Here is a 15,965-nt window from a genome sequence, read left to right as displayed (position 1 = left end):
TTATTTTTGTTGTTTACAAAATAGTAGTACTCTAAAATACTCTTGCGGTACTATTGATTTTAACCCTAAACCCACACCATAAGCTAAAAATAATTTATACTTGTTTTTTATCTTTTTGATAAATTAAAGCGGCTATATTATTTCATTCTTTTCCATAAACTCGTACCATTCATCATCTATTCCCAATTCAAAATATCTTTTACCAAGTACAAACTCATCAATAAATTGTTCTAATTTTACGTATTCCTTAATTTCACATTCTAACCCCGGTTCACTAATTACACAATTAACAATTCCCGTTTTTTTATTGAATAATAGTGGGTATGGTTGCACTTCTCCAATACAAATCCAATCTTCAGGTTGTGGAACACCATAAAATAACTTATTAAATTGTTTTTCATTAAACAAGTCTTCTTCTGTCCAAAATTCAATTTCACCAAATCTTATATCACTATATTGGTAAATAATAGCTAACTCTTTATTGATTTTACTAACCTCATTAATTATGTCATCATTTTCCTCTTTTTTTTCTAAAGAAAATAATGCTAAAAGTGAAATATCTGATTCCAAAATCTTCTCTATCTTATCTAACTTTTCCTGAATAGTATTTTTCATTTCCATCACCTTTCAATTATTATTTTTATTCTTCCACCTTCTGAAACAGCTCTCATTTGTACACCTAAATTTTAATCTATTCTTCTATTTGTAAATTCATCTATCATTTTCAAATTGCCAAATTCATCAAGACCTCCAAGTTGCAATTCCCGAATGTGATCAGGATCCATACTTTTTAACTTTTTCAATTCTTCTTTTACCTTAGTTGGATCATCTCTATATTTGTTAATAATATCTTCCCTAATATATTTCTTATATGTCCGTGTTATATTAGGATTCCTATTTGATGCTGTTTTATATGATTGATTATTATTACCTAGCTCTTCTAATATGTTAGCTTTATAATTAAAATCATTTATATCCATATCCTTTATCTTATCTCCTCATTTAACCCCTTTTTCATATTTTAACTTTACTTCATGATAATCTCCTAATTCATCACTTTTCTTTATAGCTTTATTATATCCATTTATGTTGCCTTTTGTTGCAGCAACATTATCCCAGTATGCATTATACAACTTTGCATCTTCTTTAGACATTTCTCCTAAAGCACTCGTTTTACTCTTACAATTAGCATACCCACTAAGGATCACAATACCCTACAGGATTACTCCCACAATAACTATAAAGATTTAACCCATCACCTCTATAAACATCCTCCTGCGTAAATCTTCCAATAATAGGATTATAGAACCTTGCTCTCAAGTAGTATTGATTTGTTATACCATCAAATTGCTGTCCAGTATAAGTTATTCTATTGTGAACTTCCTCTTTACTATCTAATACATTACCAAAAGCATCATAACAATATTCATTTTTTATTTGTTGCTCTTTATCTGTAATATAGACTGTACTACCTTGCTCGTAATGAGTATAATAATATCTATTTGTTTCTAGATCTTCCCCTGAAATATCAGCAGCAACAACCTCATACCCTCTAGTGAATCTAGAAATTGCATTAAAGTCCTTATCAGTTTCAACTAATACATTTTCCTTATGGAAAATAAACTTAGTTAACTTTTCATTTTCTTCAATCTCACATCTTAAGCCTTCACTATCGTATCTACTAACTAAAGTATTTCCTTCCTTAGTTATAGCTTTTACTTGTTGGTTTAGAGTATTGTACTCAAAGGTGTTAGCACCTAGGTTACTATCTTCTTTTATTGTATTGCCTTGTTTATCATAAGTAAAGTGATTTGTGCCAGAATCTTGGTGTAATTCCTTTAGCTGGTTTTTTACATTATAAACATACTTGTCAGTTATATCATTTGTTGTTTTTGTTAGTCTATTCCCTACTTTATCATAGGTGAAGCTCTCTTGTCTTCCATCATAGCTAGAGTCTTTTACTCTATTCATGCTGTCATAGGTGTAGTGATTTTTATGCTTAGAGCTTACTTTTTCTATTTACATTTAAAATCATAAGCATAACTATAATCTACTAATACCTCACCTGTTGAAGTTACTGTTACTATCACCTATCGGTGTAGGGTTTTCTTTCTAATATACAGTTTTTCACCTTACACTCTATATTGTTCCACTTCTCAACCTGCTACCGCTTTTGCTTTCGCACTACAGATAAAAATCCATCATAATTTACTTATGATGGGATTAGAAATTTTTATAATTTACAATTATTAGCTTGAGCCCTGACCCCATAGAATAAACTGGAAACAGTTTATTCTTACTAATATTAATTGTTGTTTTTGTTAACCTGTTACCTTCTTGAAATAACCTCAGTTTACTCTTAAAATACTCACATTCCTAAGATTCTAATCATAAAGTCATTAATAAAAGCCCCCTAAAGCCTGATGAAAATTATCATATACCTTTCGGAGATTTTATACTTGAGTTAATATATAAACCTTTGGATCTTTTCTATCTAGGGTTCCAAAAAAATATATTGCATTTCCAATAAAGAGTTTGTAAAAATTGTCTTCTGATGGTTCAAATTATCCTGTTAAACTAAGCTCAATCTGTGGTGGTGCTTTAGGTGATTTTTCAAATTCAAATTCTTCGAAAATTTGCATTATAAAGAACATAGAATTTTCATAATTGTATGTAGATGGGGTTTCATCATCTAATACCCATTTTGGTATTCCACCTATCTTATTTTTATTTATTTTATTATTAGTTGCCTTTATTAAGTCCCACTTTTTAAACTTAACTTTTTCACAATAATCAGTTTGCACTCTAGCTTCTGAAGTTTCAAAAATCATACTCTTAAAATTTTTTTGATACTTATCTAAAAACCCTAATGGTATATTAGCTCCCTTAAGATGTACATTTAACATCTCAGGTATAAAGTATCCTTCCTTAGCACAAGATGTACAGGCAAATATAGCCATAGATAAACCATACCAAACATGATTTTCAGGAAATGCTACTTGAAACATAAATGTTTGTTCTTTATTGCATAATTTACATTTTGGGATTGTTGCACTAATTGGAATTCTAGGATAGCCTCCTATAAAACATAAATCTGAATTTTCTTGTATATTTTTTTCCTCATTAATTTTTAATACATAACATTGCTCCATTATTTTCCTCCTTCTTAATTCAAAATTTAATAAACTTATTGTCTTATAAAGGGTTTTCAAATACTTTACTTATAGTCTTTCCATTAATTCTAACTTGCTAAAGAACCTCATAAGGTCTTGTTGCTCCTTTCATTGATCTTGGAACTACTCTAATAAATACCTCTTTACCTTTTAAAACTTCCTTGGCTATCATTTTTTCAAATTGAGCAAAATTTCCTCTATTAATATTTAAATTTTGTTGAAATAAATTTTTTGATCTCGCTCCTACTGGTCCTCCGAGGTTTTTACCAATTGCATGGCCTGCATCATCAGTAGCAAGTCCAAGTTTCTGCATTAAAGTTCTCGCTGATTTATTGGTATTAGTTCCTTTTCCTATATGTTTTGATTCTATTTTTGCAAATGCTGATCTAAGTTCCCCATTACTACCAACTCTAGATCTATACTTAAGCCCACTACTTTTAGCTACCCTTTCCTCAAATGATCTGGCTTTAGTAATACATGTATTTTTAGCATAACCACTAGGATCATAATAAATAACAGGATTATAAAATCTAGCTCTCAAATAATACTGCTGAGTTATACCATCAAACTGTTGACCTGTATAAGTTATCCTATTATGAACCTCTTCCCTACTATCTAGTACATTTCCAAAAGCATCATAACAATATTCATTTTTTATGTGCTGCTCTTTATCAGTAATAAAACCAGTACTTCCCTGCTCGTCATGAGTATAGTAATACCTATTTTCTTCTGTATTACTTGCAATATCCGTAGCAACAACCTCATACCCTCTTGTAAATCTAGAAATACAATTAAAGTCCTTATCAGTTTCAACTAAAACATTTTCCTTATGGAAAATAAACTTAGTTAGTTTTTCATTCTCTTCAATCTCACATCTTAAACCTTCAGTATCATATCTACTAACTAAAATGTTTCCTTCCTTAGTTATAGCTTTAACTTGTTGGTTTAGATTATTGTACTCAAATGTGTTTTCACCTAGGTTACTTTCTTCCTTTATTGTATTGCCTTGTTTATCATAAGCAAAGAAATTTGTTCCAGAATCTCTATGTAGTTCCTTTAGCTGGTTCTTTACATTTTAACCATATTTATATGTTATATCATTTGTTGTTATACTTAATCTATTCCCTGTTTTATCATAGGCAAAGGTTTCTTGTCTTCCATCATAGCTAGAATCTTTTAATCTATTCCTGCTGTCATAGGTGTAGTGGTTTTTATGTTTATTGCTTACTTTGTCTTTAGGTAATACCTATATTTTATCTATTCTATTACACTTATCGTGTAGGGTCCCCTTTATATTATATAACTTTCACCTTGTACTCTATATTTTTACACTCCCCAAACCGCTACCGCTTTTGCTATCGCTTGGTATGCAAAATCCCATCATAATTTACTTATGATGGGATTTAATATTTTTTACACTCATATGATACTTGAAAAAAATATATGGTTCGTTCTTAACTCTTTCTCCAAGATGCTTCAACAAATTGGAACTTAGTGAATATTTCTTGTTGATATATTTATATGGTAATAAACCTTATGTTAGCATTTCTTAATTATATCTATACCTATATCATTTAGCATAAATATTTAAAATCTTTGTATTTATTTCTTTGCCAAAATCAATGGAATCAAAAAGTGCCCTATACTCATTATAAAATAAACCAACAATAATATCTGATGTAGGTTTGCAGACAAGACATTTTACTTTACCCTGTTTCCAGGTTACTGGCATATCTTGATTTTCCAATGAATTATTTAAATTTTTAATTATTTCTAAATCGCCAAATAATTGCTCTGGCAAATCTTGGTTCATAAGTTTATTTATTTCTCCAATCTTTTCAATTTTATCATCCTTTAGATAACTGATTATAACATAATCCATTCCATTAATTTGCATTAATTCTTGAATTTTCAATCTTCTCATTTTCAATCTCCTTAAATATATTTCAATCTTCTAGATTATATTCCGGACCTGGGTCATACCATTTATCAGGTTCCTTTTCTATTACTCTGCCTCCTTTAGATTTCCAATGGGTATCAATTTCTGATTGTCTTAATATATTACCTTTAGGCTCAGCGTTAAATATTGATTTCCCTGGATGTCTACTTGGTGAACCCTTTGTATGTATATTGCCTTCTGGATGACCTGGACCAGGTAATTCATCAATAACTCCGCCATCTCTTACAGGCAGTTGGTGTCTATGATGTGGTGCTAATTTTGTACCACCTGATTCGCCTTTTAAGAAAGCTTCTCTTTGTGCACTTGTAAAAGGCCCTTCTTTATATATTGGTTCTGCTGAAATACTAGGGTCTCTAGGGCTCATTCTATGCCCTTCAGGTATCTTTACTGTTTCTCCCTTCCAATTTTTGATTACGCCAGTTTCTTCTATCCCATTGTTCTCATTTATAGCCTGAGTTTTTGATGGTGGACATTCCCTTTTCGAATACCCACTAGGATCATAATAAGCAACCGGATTATTCCCACAATAACTATAAAGATTTAACCCATCACCCCTATAAACATCCTCCTGAGTGAATCTCCCAATAACAGAATTATAGAACCTTGCTCTTAAGTAGTATTGATTCGTTATCCCATCAAACTGCTGCCCAGTATAAGTTATCCTATTATGAATATCCTCAGTACTTTCTAAAACATTACCAAAAGCATCATAACAATATTCATTTTTTATTTGTTGCTCTTTATCTGTAATATAGACTGTACTGCCTTGTTCATCTTGAGTGTAATAATATCTATTACTTCCTAACTCTCCATTAGCAATGTCAGCTGAAACAACCTCATAGCCTCTAGTAAATCTAGAAATACAATTATAATCCTTATCTGTTTCAACTAATATATTTTCCTTATGAAAAATAAACTTAGTTAGTTTTTCATTCTCTTCAATCTCACATCTTAGACCTTCAGTATCATATCTACTAACTAAAGTGTTTCCTTCCTTAGTTATAGCTATTTGTTGCTCTTTGTCTGTAATATGGGCTGTATTGCCTTGTTCATCCTGAGTGTAATAATATCTATTACTCCCTAAATCTCCTTCAGCAATATCAGCAGCAACAACCTCATATCCTCTAGTAAATCTAGAAACTGGATTATAATCCTTATCAGTTTCAACTAATATATTTTCCTTATGAAAGATAAACTTAGTTAACTTTTCATTCTCTTCAATTTCACTTCTTAGACCTTCAGTATCATATCTACTTACTAATGTATTTCCTTCCTTAGTTATAGCTTTAACTTGTTGGTTTAGATTATTGTACTCAAAGGTGTTTGCACCTAAGTTACTTTCTTCTTTTATTGTATTGCCTTGTTTATCATAAGTAAAGTGATTTGTCCCAGACTTCTGGTGTGATTCTTTTAATTGATTTTTTACATTATAAACATATTTATCTGTTATATCATTTGTTGTTTTGCTTAATCTATTCCCTACTTTATCATAAGTAAAGCTTTCTTGTCTCCCATCATAGCTAGAATCCTTTAATCTATTCATGCTGTCATATGTGTAGTGGTTTTTATGTTTACTGCTTACTTTGCCTTTAGGTTAATCACTATATTTTATTTTCTCCATGCTATTACACCTATCGGTGTAGGTTTCCTTCGTAATATAGAGTTTTCACCTTGCACTCTATATTTTTCCACTACCCACCCTGCTACCGCTTTTGCTTTCGCCTTATAGACAAATCCCATCATATTTTACTTATGATGGGATTTTATAATATTTACAGTTGTAATTTAATTGATTTTCAATTTTCTAAATTTTATTTTTATTCCAGAATAATAGTATATGTGCAAACAATTTTTATTTTAAAATATTATTTCTTCTGTCCCTATCTCAATATCATCATTATCAAATCTTATAACAAGAGTATGATCTCCTACCCAGGTACAATCAAATGTTATAGCAAATGTGGTAGTATCCTCATCAATATATTCCGGTATAATTATCTCACGTGGTTTAATCAATTTTTTAAATTGATCTTTATTTTCAATAACTGGGGCTTCAATATTATAATTTTCAGCCTCAATATTTTTTCTTATTTCCTTAATATTTTCCAGATAATATTTAAATAAATCCCCCTCTACTGTACTTAAATACTTATTTTTACTTTTTTCGAAAATTTGATAACTTTTTTTCTGTTCTTCCATTATTCTATCTTCACCATCTACAGTCAAAAGAACATCATAATGTTCTCCAAATATATTTATACTATATCCTTTTCTCCATCCTAAATCATAAACTTCTAGCTCTCCAAAAACTGAATCAATTATTTTTTTCAATATTCTCTCCTTCTTTCAAAATAATATCGTTATTATTTTCTTCATATTTTTCCTTCCAAAAGATCAAACAACATATTTATTTCTCCTATACCTCCAGTATGTCCAAAATATTTATTAATCTTGCTTGGAACTAATTGCATTGTTTTCATATCATTACATTCATGCCATGTAAGTCCGTGTTTTTTTCTAAGTTTTCCCAGTTCTTTAATAGAAACTCCACTTTTTTGTGATAACTCCTGATCAGCAGCTTTAAAATTATACTTTCTAGCATCCTTTAAACTAGATTCTCCACTCATACCATTAATTTTAACTTCCTCCAACGCAACATCACTAAAATCTGCTTCTGAATTTTTATAACTAATTCCATCTAAGTCATATTTCGCAAGTTCTCTTTGAATTTCTTTGTCATTAGGAATGTATTTTGATTCTCCCCTCTCACCCGACCAAACGCCTCTCTCGCCTTTTTTAGGTGTTTGATCATGTTTCTTTTTATATTGATACTCATCAAAATTAGTTTCTTTATTACTCCCTATTGGACATTTTGTATATCCACTAGGATCAAAATATCCCACAGGATTACTCCCACAATAACTATAAAGATTTAACCCATCGCCCCTATAAACATCCTCCTGAGTGAATCTCCCAATAACAGAATTATAAAATCTAGCCCTCAAATAGTATTGATCCGTTATTCCATCAAACTGTTGACCTGTATAAGTTATCCGATTATCAACATCTTCAGTACTTTCTAAAACATTACCAAAAGCATCATAACAATACTCATTTTTTATTTGTTGCTCATTATCAGTAATAAAAACTGTACTACCTTGCTCATCATGAGTATAATAATATCTGTTTCCCTCTGACGCTAAATCTCCATCAGAAATATCAGCCGCAACAACTTCATAACCTCTAGTGAATCTAGAAATTAAATTATAGTCCTTATCTGTTTCAACTAATACATTTTCCTTATGGAATATAAACTTAGTTAACTTCTCATTCTCTTCAATCTCACATCTTAAACCTTCAGTATCATATCTACTAACTAAAGTGTTTCCTTCCTTAGTTATAGCTTTAACTTGTTGGTTTAAGTTGTTGTACTCGAAGGTGTTTACACCTAGGTTACTTTCTTCCTTTATTGTATTGCCTTGTTTATCATAAGTAAAGAGATTTGTGCCAGAATTTTGATTAAGTTCTTTTAGTTGGTTTTTTACATTATAAACATATTTATCTGTTATATCATTTGTTGTTTTGCTTAATCTGTTGCCTACCTTATCGTAGGTAAAGCTTTCTTGTCTTCCATCATAGCTTGAATCTTTTAATCTATTCATGCTGTCATAGGTGTAGTGGTTTTTATGTTTACTGCTCACTTTTTCTATTCTATTTCCATTTAGGTCATAAGCATAATTGTAATCAACTATTACTTCACCTGTTGAAATTACTGTAACTAAGCTCTCAACATTGCCATCACCATCATAGCTATAATCCGTCTTTAATCCATTTCCATAGTTTATGCTTTTTATATTATCATTTTTAAAGTAATCATAATTTACTACGGTGTTTTCACTATTATCCTTTATTTCTTTTACTCTATTTGCATCATCATATCTATAAATACTACTTTTACCTGTAATATCTTTTATAGTTTTAATATTATTATTTTTATCATAATCATAATTTAAAAGTGTTTTTCCTGATGCACTTTTGCTTTCCAGCATTCCTTCAGCATTAAAGTTATACTCATACAACATGTTTCCTGTGTATGCATTTTTTAGTGTTCCATCTTCATTATAATTATATCTTTGATCTATAATGTTTAAGATTTTTTGCTCTTTTGAAATTTCTTCTATTGTCTTTTTATAAGCTTTTACAGAAACTATGTTTTTATCAATATTATAACTTCTATCTACAATGTTTTCATTTCTGTTTAACTGCTTACTTAAATTTCCTTCTTCATCATAATAGAAATATTCACTATTTCCTTCTTGATCTTTTATCTCTGATACTTGTCCTAAACTATTATAACTATAAGTTATTGTTCCACCATTTGCATCTGTGGTTGTTATAATATTCCCTGCATAATCGTAGGTGTACTTTTCAGTCCCACCTTCTGGAGTTACTATTTGAGTTATTCTTCCCCAAACATCTAAGTCATAGCTTGTTTGGTTCCCGTTGCCCTCAGTGATTCCAGTTATGTTTCCTCTAGCATCGTATTTATAACTTTGAGCTTTTTTATTTTCTTTTCTGGAGTTTGGAGTAACTATATCCTTAATTTGACCAAGTAAGGTGTAGGTATACTCAACCTTGTTGTTTTCACCATCAATTGAGGTTTCCATATTTCCCTTTGGATCATAAGTGTTTTTAGTTACTGTTTCTCCAAGGGCATTTTTCACCTGGATTACTTGACCTTTTAGGTTGTAAACATAGGTTGTACCTAACCCATCATCTGTGGTTTCATCATATTGCTGTGGTAGTATTTGTTTTATTATTCTATCATTTTTATCATAAATTAATCTTGTGGTATTTCCTGCGATATTCTTAAAGTTAGTAAGTCTATCTTGAGAATCATAAGTGTACCCTTCACTCTTTTTATCTTCTTCAAACTGTAATTCTTCAAATAACTTTTTATTTTCCTTAGCCTTTTCATATCTGTCAAGAGCTTTTATGTTATAGTCATTTTCACTTGAATATTTTTTATTTATAAGTCTTGCATCTTTCCCACTATATTTACTTAAAGCTATGATTTACTTAAAGCTATGATATTGCTGGCTTTATCATATTTATATACATGGCTTCTAAATATGTTATTTATCTCATCTTTTTCATATTGCTCAATAACCCTATCTATAACATCATATACTCTTCCAATTTCAAAGCCTTTTGGAGTTGTAATTTTAGTGGTATTGCCATTTTTATCATATTCATATTTAGTGATTGCCCAGATATTTTTATCCTTATTTTCTGGTGAAATAAACTTACCATCTATTTCTTCTTTCTTTTCTATTAAATTTCCTGCTTTATCATAGTTATAATGAACTATTTTTTCTGTAGTATCATTTATTTTAAAGCTTTCGTAGGTTTTATTATTTAATGAGTCATATTTGTATCTCGCTTTTGCACCATGTTTATCTTTAACTTCGATAAGTCTATTTTCTTTATCATATTCAAAGTAGATTTCATGGTAGTAATCGCAATATTCTTCTTTATTAACTAAGTCTGTTCCATGTCTTTCTAAGATTTTGTTACTATTTTCATCATACTGGTAGCAAATTACGTTATATTTTTCTTTTTCAACTGGAACTCTTTTTTCAATTAGATTACTAATCTAATCATATTTAAATAAAGTAGAGTTTCCTTCACTATCTATTTCCTTAATTATATTCCCATGAAGGTCATATTCAAAGGTTTTATCTATAATTCCATCTTCATTTATTATAGAAGCTAATCTATTCATTGAATCATAGATATAGCTATACCCCAGTCCATCATCTGTTTTTGCATTGTAGTATTCTGGACTTATGTGTTTTATGACATTTCCATTAGGGTCTAAAACAAATCTTTCTACTCCACCATCTGGATATAGTGTTTTTATTTTTCTATTATCTTTGTCATAGACATATTCTATACCTAACCCATTTTGTAAATCCTCATCAAAGTAATTTGGATTTACCTCTTTTATTATGTTTCCTTCGCTGTCTCTTATACTTTCTCCACGAAACCTATCGAAAATATTATATTTTCACTAAGAATATAATATTTAACTCTAAAACAAAGAGTGGATTAAGACCTAATTTACAGTCAAATCCACTCTATTTTCGATAATTATTTTTTAAGTATATCTATAAATAATAGGATAATATTAATCTCTTCCCTTAACTTGCTGTTTATAATCTCGGATTTTCTAACATAAGCTGGACGTTTGCGTTTGCTACTACAATCTGAATACAGTGTTCTTAGGCCCCACGAATGAAAAATAAAAATTTATGACTTTATATCTAAATCATATTAATATCATCAATCTTAACGTCTAAAGCTATTAAAATATCCTCTTCTAATTTTTGAGCATTAAATTCTTCTTTTACTCTACTTCCAACTACTCTTATTGACTCAATTATATTTTTTATAACCAGCAATCTTTTTAAAGAAGAATCTGAGTTGTTAAATTTATTAAAATCAATACGTAATCTAATATCAGCACTCTTTTGTTTTTTCTTAATTAGTTTTCTTTCTTTAAAAAATCCAGCTTGTTCGAGTTCCGGAGTTAAATTTGCTAATATAGAAATAATTGATATTTTTTCTATAGCTATTCCATAATAATTATTTTTTAGCGCCTCTATTTTATTAATTATTTCCTTTCTTATTGCTAAAAATTCTTTTGAATTTTGTTTGTCTAGCTCTCCTGTAATATAAATATTCATCTCTTCTCCTCCAATTAATAATCACTTTTGTTTAACGGTGGTCTTTTAATGTATTTCTCTTTGTATTTTAATATTTCTTTATTTTGCCATTCATGCATTTTCTTTTTACTTCCGGTCTCTTCAATATTCATATATGCATTATTCTCCTGATAAAAGCCTTGAGTATATCGCTTTGTTCCTCTTGTAGTTTCTCCATATTTAAGAATTTCATCTGTTTCAACGTCTCTTATAGTATATCCTACAGCAGGTTTTGTAGTTTGATGCGAATTTCCATGTACTTTATCACTACTAGATTTAGTTACTTTAGGATTTTCTTTATTATATACATCTGCCCTACATTTAGTTGAAGTAGGTTCACCTTTATGTTCTTTTTGAAAATCATTCCATGCACTTGACTTAGAGTCACACTTCATGTACCCACTAGGATCACAATACCCCACCGGATTACTCCCACAATAACTATAAAGATTTAACCCATCACCTCTATAAACATCCTCCTGAGTAAATCTACCAATAACAGGATTATAGAATCTTGCTCTCAAGTAGTATTGTTGAGTAATTCCATCAAACTGCTGACCTGTATAAGTAATTCTATTATGAACATCTTCGGTGCTTTCTAAAACATTACCAAAAGCATCATAACAATATTCATTTCTAATTTCTTGCTCATTATTAGTAACAAAAACAGTACTTCCCTGCTCGTCATGAGTATAGTAATACCTATTTTCTTCTGTATTACTTGTAATATCCGCAGTAACTACTTCATAACCTCTAGTAAATCTAGAAACCAAATTATAATCCTTATCAGTTTCAACTAAAACATTTTCCTTATGGAAAATAAACTTAGTTAGTTTTTCATTCTCTTCAATCTCACATCTTAAACCTTCAGTATCATATCTACTTACTAATGTATTTCCTTCCTTAGTTATAGCTTTAACTTGTTGGTTTAGGTTATTTTACTCGAAGGTTTTTGCCCCTAGGTTACTTTCTTCTTTTATTGTATTGCCTTGCTTATCATAAGTAAAGAGATTTGTGCTGGAATCTTGGTGTAATTCCTTTAGCTGATTCTTTACATTATAAACATATTTATCAGTTATACCATTTGTTGTTTTTGTTAATCTATTCCCTACTTTATCATAGGTGAAGCTTTCTTGTCTTCCATCATAGCTTGAATCTTTTAATCTATTCATGCTGTCATAGGTGTAGTTGTTTTTATGTTTGCTGCTTACTTTTTCTATTCTATTACCATTTAAATCATAAGCATATGGTGATAGCATAAAAATAGTACAATAGAAATTGAGAAAGTTCCTGATAAGTATTACAATGAAAATAATAGATGGAGGGACTTAATCATGAGAAAACAACACGATAAACAATTTAAAGAAGATGCTGTCAAATATTATATAGATCACAAGGATCTCGCATTAACAGGCTGTTCCAAAAACCTTGGCATAGGAGGTAGTACCTTGTCAAAATGGTTGAAAGAGGCCAATGAAAAAAATGGAATTCAAGTCCGTGGATCTGGTAATTACGGCAGCGATGAACAAAAGGAGATTTCACTATTAAAACGTGAACTTCGTGATACAAAAGATGCACTTGATATACTAAAAAAAGCAATAAGCATTCTGGGAAATTGACAGAAGCAATTTTTCTTGAAGTACAAAACGAATGTGAAGACCTCAAGGGAAAACGCCGGGTTTCTGTCAGCAAAGTGCTTAATATATTAGGCGTTTCACGATCGGGATATAACTCATGGATGCATCGTCTTCCTACAAATCAGCAAAAGAGAATGCAATCTGTAAAGGGAGAAATCCAGAGAATCTATGATAAATCGTACCAAAATTATGGTGCTCCTAAAATTACAAAAGAAATACAAAAATATGGTGAAAAAATATCAGAACGTACTGTTGGAAAATATATGAGAGAACTCGGAATAAAAGCCCAGTATATAAAACCATATACTATTACTACAAAAAATTCTGATTTCAGCAGCAAACTTGAAAACATACTTAATGAGCAATTTAATCCACTTGCTCCAAATACAGTTTGGTGCACAGATATCACATATATTTGGACGAATGCAGGTTTTGTATATCTTACTAGCATTATGGATTTGTATTCTAGAAAGATTATAGCTTGGACGCTCACAGAGACTCTTCAGGTATCCTGTGTTATTGATACAATTAATAAAGCCAAGGATAACAGGGAAATGATTAACCCAATCATTATACACAGTGACAGAGGCAGCCAGTATGTCTCTAGTGAATATAAAAAGGTAACTACCAACATGACTACTAGTTATTCAAAAAAAGCCTTCCCATGGGATAATGCATGTATTGAATCTTTCCATGCAATTATCAAACGTGAATGGATAAACCGGTTTAAAATTAAAAATTACATTTGTGCGTATGCTCTTATATTTGAATACATCGAAGCATTTTACAATACAGTAAGAATTCATAGCCATTGCAACTATATGTCACCTGTTGAGTTTGAAATAGCATATGAAAAAGCAACCAACCTTAGTATATTAAACGCAAGTTAATTTAAGAAAGTTGCAACAATAACTTTCTCATTTTAATTTGTACTTTTTATTGACATAGCACCAAAATACGTATTCCATTTATCCGTTTTTGAAATAAAGGAATTATCATCTAACCTTGAAACATCCATAGCATCACACCAAATAATAGAAGGCGTGTTCTCTGTATCCATAACAATAAGGCTTTCTGGAGGTTCTCCCAACACTATAAATCTAGATGGTAGCCCTATAGCAGACCTAATTCTAATTGTCTCAGCAATAATATTTGTATTAGCTCTATCACACGAAAATGAAAAAGTATCGATTCCACTAAGTAATTCTCCACCATAAAATAACGCTATTTCACAAAAATCTTTAGGTAACTCTATTCCAAGATTAACCTCTATTTTATCTAAATCCACTTTATTAATCCCATCATCAGGGTATAACTTTATATATCTTTTTCTTAATTCTTTTATATTTTCCATTATATTATTCCACCTCTATCTATTTATTTTCCACACGAAATTTCCAATATTCACGAGTATCAACACTAAATTTTTTCCTGTCAATCGGGAATTTAGGGTTAGGTTTATTTTTCCCATATTGGCTGTGTAATATGTCTTGTCCATACTTACCAACACCATGATATCTGGTACTTGCCTCAGCTAAAGCTCCTCTTGAATCTTGTCCTGTATGATGCAAAGTTGCAAAATTTCCATCAGATAATTGTGGTTCTAACCCACTGGCAGCTGCTTGTGAATTAGTTTTTCCTATAAATCCACTTTTCCCGTCAGTACGAATATGCTCCCACTCAATATCATTACATTGATACACTTCATAGGTTTGTTTCGTACCTTTAGGTCTATTTACAGTCCATTGTTTTTTTTCTTCTGAAAAAATCTTTCGATTATTACTGGGTTCTTCTATGCTCTTCGTATCATTTATAGCCTGAGTTTTCGATGGTGGACATTCCCTTTTCGCATACCCACTAGGATCATAGTAAACAACAGGATTCCCTCCGCAATACCCATAAAGATTTAACCCATCGCCTCTATAAACATCCTCCTGAGTAAATCTCCCAACCTTGTTTTTTCTGTCCTTTGACTTTGTAGGTAATAAAATGTTACTTCCCTTTCTGCATCATCATAGGTTATATTACAAGTATCTCCATTTGGGGAATCTTGCTTTGTCACTCTTCCTCTTATATCAAAGAAGTTTTTAGTATAAGTTTGTCCATTTTGATCTGTAATGCTGTTTATAAATCCGTCTTCATTATAGGTATATCTTGTTATTCCACGATCAACGTGAACTACTTCTGTTAAATATTGTCCTTCATACTTATATTGAACTGTTCTGTTTAGTTCATCTTTAATTTGAATAACTTTTCCTTCTTTATAGAAAGCAAAAGCTTACAGTTTTTGCTAGCACCTCAGATTTCCTAACATAAACTGGAAGTCTGTGTTTGCTAATAGAAAAAGGCTAATGCCTTTTTCAGCATTAGCACTTATTGTTATCATGATATATATATGCAATTGTTGTTATACCTCTCTACATTATGA

Annotated in this window: 20 protein-coding genes and 2 pseudogenes; 2 read left to right on the top strand and 20 right to left on the bottom strand. The window is 30.4% G+C overall.

The window, feature by feature from the left end:
• Nucleotides 1–132: 132 nt before the first annotated feature.
• From A7L45_RS09935 to A7L45_RS09850, 17 genes and pseudogenes are all read right to left on the bottom strand, one after another.
• The gene (locus tag A7L45_RS09935) at nucleotides 133–615 is read right to left on the bottom strand and encodes a hypothetical protein (protein WP_071612620.1); all 483 of its coding nucleotides are present in this window, start codon (nucleotides 613–615) and stop codon (nucleotides 133–135) included.
• Between the two features lie 71 nt (nucleotides 616–686).
• The gene (locus tag A7L45_RS09930) at nucleotides 687–980 is read right to left on the bottom strand and encodes a hypothetical protein (protein ID WP_071612619.1); all 294 of its coding nucleotides are present in this window, start codon (nucleotides 978–980) and stop codon (nucleotides 687–689) included.
• An 18-nt stretch (nucleotides 981–998) separates the two neighbouring features.
• Nucleotides 999–1,154 carry a hypothetical protein gene (locus A7L45_RS23830; protein WP_224616967.1) on the bottom strand — a complete coding sequence of 52 codons (156 nt, stop codon included), beginning with the start codon at nucleotides 1,152–1,154 and terminating at the stop codon, nucleotides 999–1,001.
• A 43-nt stretch (nucleotides 1,155–1,197) separates the two neighbouring features.
• Nucleotides 1,198–1,971, bottom strand: coding sequence for an RHS repeat-associated core domain-containing protein (locus tag A7L45_RS09920; protein ID WP_071612617.1), 774 nt, complete (start codon nucleotides 1,969–1,971; stop codon nucleotides 1,198–1,200).
• Nucleotides 1,972–2,564: 593 nt separating this feature from the next.
• Nucleotides 2,565–3,152: a hypothetical protein gene (locus tag A7L45_RS09915; protein WP_071612616.1), complete on the bottom strand. Its 588-nt coding sequence runs from the start codon at nucleotides 3,150–3,152 to the stop codon at nucleotides 2,565–2,567.
• 97 nt (nucleotides 3,153–3,249) lie between these two features.
• The gene (locus A7L45_RS24355) at nucleotides 3,250–3,486 is read right to left on the bottom strand and encodes a DNA/RNA non-specific endonuclease (RefSeq protein WP_472844456.1); all 237 of its coding nucleotides are present in this window, start codon (nucleotides 3,484–3,486) and stop codon (nucleotides 3,250–3,252) included.
• Nucleotides 3,487–3,696: 210 nt separating this feature from the next.
• Nucleotides 3,697–4,197: pseudogene (locus A7L45_RS24350) on the bottom strand (RHS repeat-associated core domain-containing protein); the annotation flags it as partial.
• Between the two features lie 546 nt (nucleotides 4,198–4,743).
• Nucleotides 4,744–5,097, bottom strand: a complete 354-nt coding sequence (locus tag A7L45_RS09900; RefSeq protein WP_071612615.1) for a hypothetical protein — start codon at nucleotides 5,095–5,097, stop codon at nucleotides 4,744–4,746.
• Nucleotides 5,098–5,119: 22 nt separating this feature from the next.
• A pseudogene (locus A7L45_RS23820) lies at nucleotides 5,120–6,718 on the bottom strand (RHS repeat-associated core domain-containing protein); the annotation flags it as partial.
• Between the two features lie 23 nt (nucleotides 6,719–6,741).
• Nucleotides 6,742–6,876: a hypothetical protein gene (locus A7L45_RS24065; RefSeq protein ID WP_257786569.1), complete on the bottom strand. Its 135-nt coding sequence runs from the start codon at nucleotides 6,874–6,876 to the stop codon at nucleotides 6,742–6,744.
• Between the two features lie 114 nt (nucleotides 6,877–6,990).
• Nucleotides 6,991–7,464: a DUF6985 domain-containing protein gene (locus A7L45_RS09890; RefSeq protein ID WP_071612614.1), complete on the bottom strand. Its 474-nt coding sequence runs from the start codon at nucleotides 7,462–7,464 to the stop codon at nucleotides 6,991–6,993.
• Between the two features lie 41 nt (nucleotides 7,465–7,505).
• Nucleotides 7,506–9,857 (bottom strand): RHS repeat-associated core domain-containing protein, encoded by a 2,352-nt coding sequence (locus A7L45_RS23815; protein ID WP_071612613.1) that lies wholly within the window; start codon nucleotides 9,855–9,857, stop codon nucleotides 7,506–7,508.
• 451 nt (nucleotides 9,858–10,308) lie between these two features.
• Complete coding sequence (locus A7L45_RS23805) at nucleotides 10,309–10,446, bottom strand: hypothetical protein (RefSeq protein ID WP_224616971.1); 138 nt, start codon at nucleotides 10,444–10,446, stop codon at nucleotides 10,309–10,311.
• Between the two features lie 343 nt (nucleotides 10,447–10,789).
• Nucleotides 10,790–10,918, bottom strand: coding sequence for an RHS repeat protein (locus tag A7L45_RS23795; protein ID WP_224616973.1), 129 nt, complete (start codon nucleotides 10,916–10,918; stop codon nucleotides 10,790–10,792).
• Between the two features lie 541 nt (nucleotides 10,919–11,459).
• A complete protein-coding gene (locus A7L45_RS09865) occupies nucleotides 11,460–11,882 on the bottom strand; it encodes an Imm44 family immunity protein (protein WP_071612612.1) in 423 nt (140 codons plus the stop codon).
• 14 nt (nucleotides 11,883–11,896) lie between these two features.
• A complete protein-coding gene (locus A7L45_RS22570) occupies nucleotides 11,897–12,673 on the bottom strand; it encodes an RHS repeat-associated core domain-containing protein (RefSeq protein ID WP_084647425.1) in 777 nt (258 codons plus the stop codon).
• 165 nt (nucleotides 12,674–12,838) lie between these two features.
• Nucleotides 12,839–13,159 carry an RHS repeat domain-containing protein gene (locus tag A7L45_RS09850; protein ID WP_071612611.1) on the bottom strand — a complete coding sequence of 107 codons (321 nt, stop codon included), beginning with the start codon at nucleotides 13,157–13,159 and terminating at the stop codon, nucleotides 12,839–12,841.
• 189 nt (nucleotides 13,160–13,348) lie between these two features.
• Between A7L45_RS09850 and A7L45_RS23790 the strand changes: the two genes are divergently transcribed.
• Both A7L45_RS23790 and A7L45_RS09840 read left to right on the top strand, forming a co-directional pair.
• Nucleotides 13,349–13,519, top strand: coding sequence for a hypothetical protein (locus A7L45_RS23790; protein WP_236900476.1), 171 nt, complete (start codon nucleotides 13,349–13,351; stop codon nucleotides 13,517–13,519).
• Nucleotides 13,516–14,427 carry an IS3 family transposase gene (locus A7L45_RS09840; RefSeq protein WP_071612609.1) on the top strand — a complete coding sequence of 304 codons (912 nt, stop codon included), beginning with the start codon at nucleotides 13,516–13,518 and terminating at the stop codon, nucleotides 14,425–14,427. The genes A7L45_RS23790 and A7L45_RS09840 overlap by 4 nt, the downstream gene beginning before the upstream one ends.
• A 32-nt stretch (nucleotides 14,428–14,459) precedes the next feature.
• Here A7L45_RS09840 and A7L45_RS09835 read toward each other — a convergent pair whose 3' ends face one another.
• The 3 genes from A7L45_RS09835 to A7L45_RS23780 form a co-directional block, all read right to left on the bottom strand.
• Entirely contained in the window at nucleotides 14,460–14,891 is a 432-nt protein-coding gene (locus A7L45_RS09835) for an SMI1/KNR4 family protein (protein WP_071612608.1), read from the bottom strand.
• A gap of 19 nt (nucleotides 14,892–14,910) precedes the next feature.
• Nucleotides 14,911–15,240 (bottom strand): HNH/ENDO VII family nuclease, encoded by a 330-nt coding sequence (locus A7L45_RS22565; protein ID WP_071612607.1) that lies wholly within the window; start codon nucleotides 15,238–15,240, stop codon nucleotides 14,911–14,913.
• Between the two features lie 203 nt (nucleotides 15,241–15,443).
• Nucleotides 15,444–15,599, bottom strand: a complete 156-nt coding sequence (locus A7L45_RS23780; RefSeq protein WP_224616975.1) for a hypothetical protein — start codon at nucleotides 15,597–15,599, stop codon at nucleotides 15,444–15,446.
• Between the last annotated feature and the right edge of the window lie 366 nt (nucleotides 15,600–15,965).

Source organism: Clostridium estertheticum subsp. estertheticum (assembly GCF_001877035.1).
GTDB lineage: Bacteria > Bacillota > Clostridia > Clostridiales > Clostridiaceae > Clostridium_AD > Clostridium_AD estertheticum.
The sequence above is the reverse complement of the archived record's forward strand: the minus strand, read 5'-3'. Positions and strand labels throughout refer to the sequence as shown.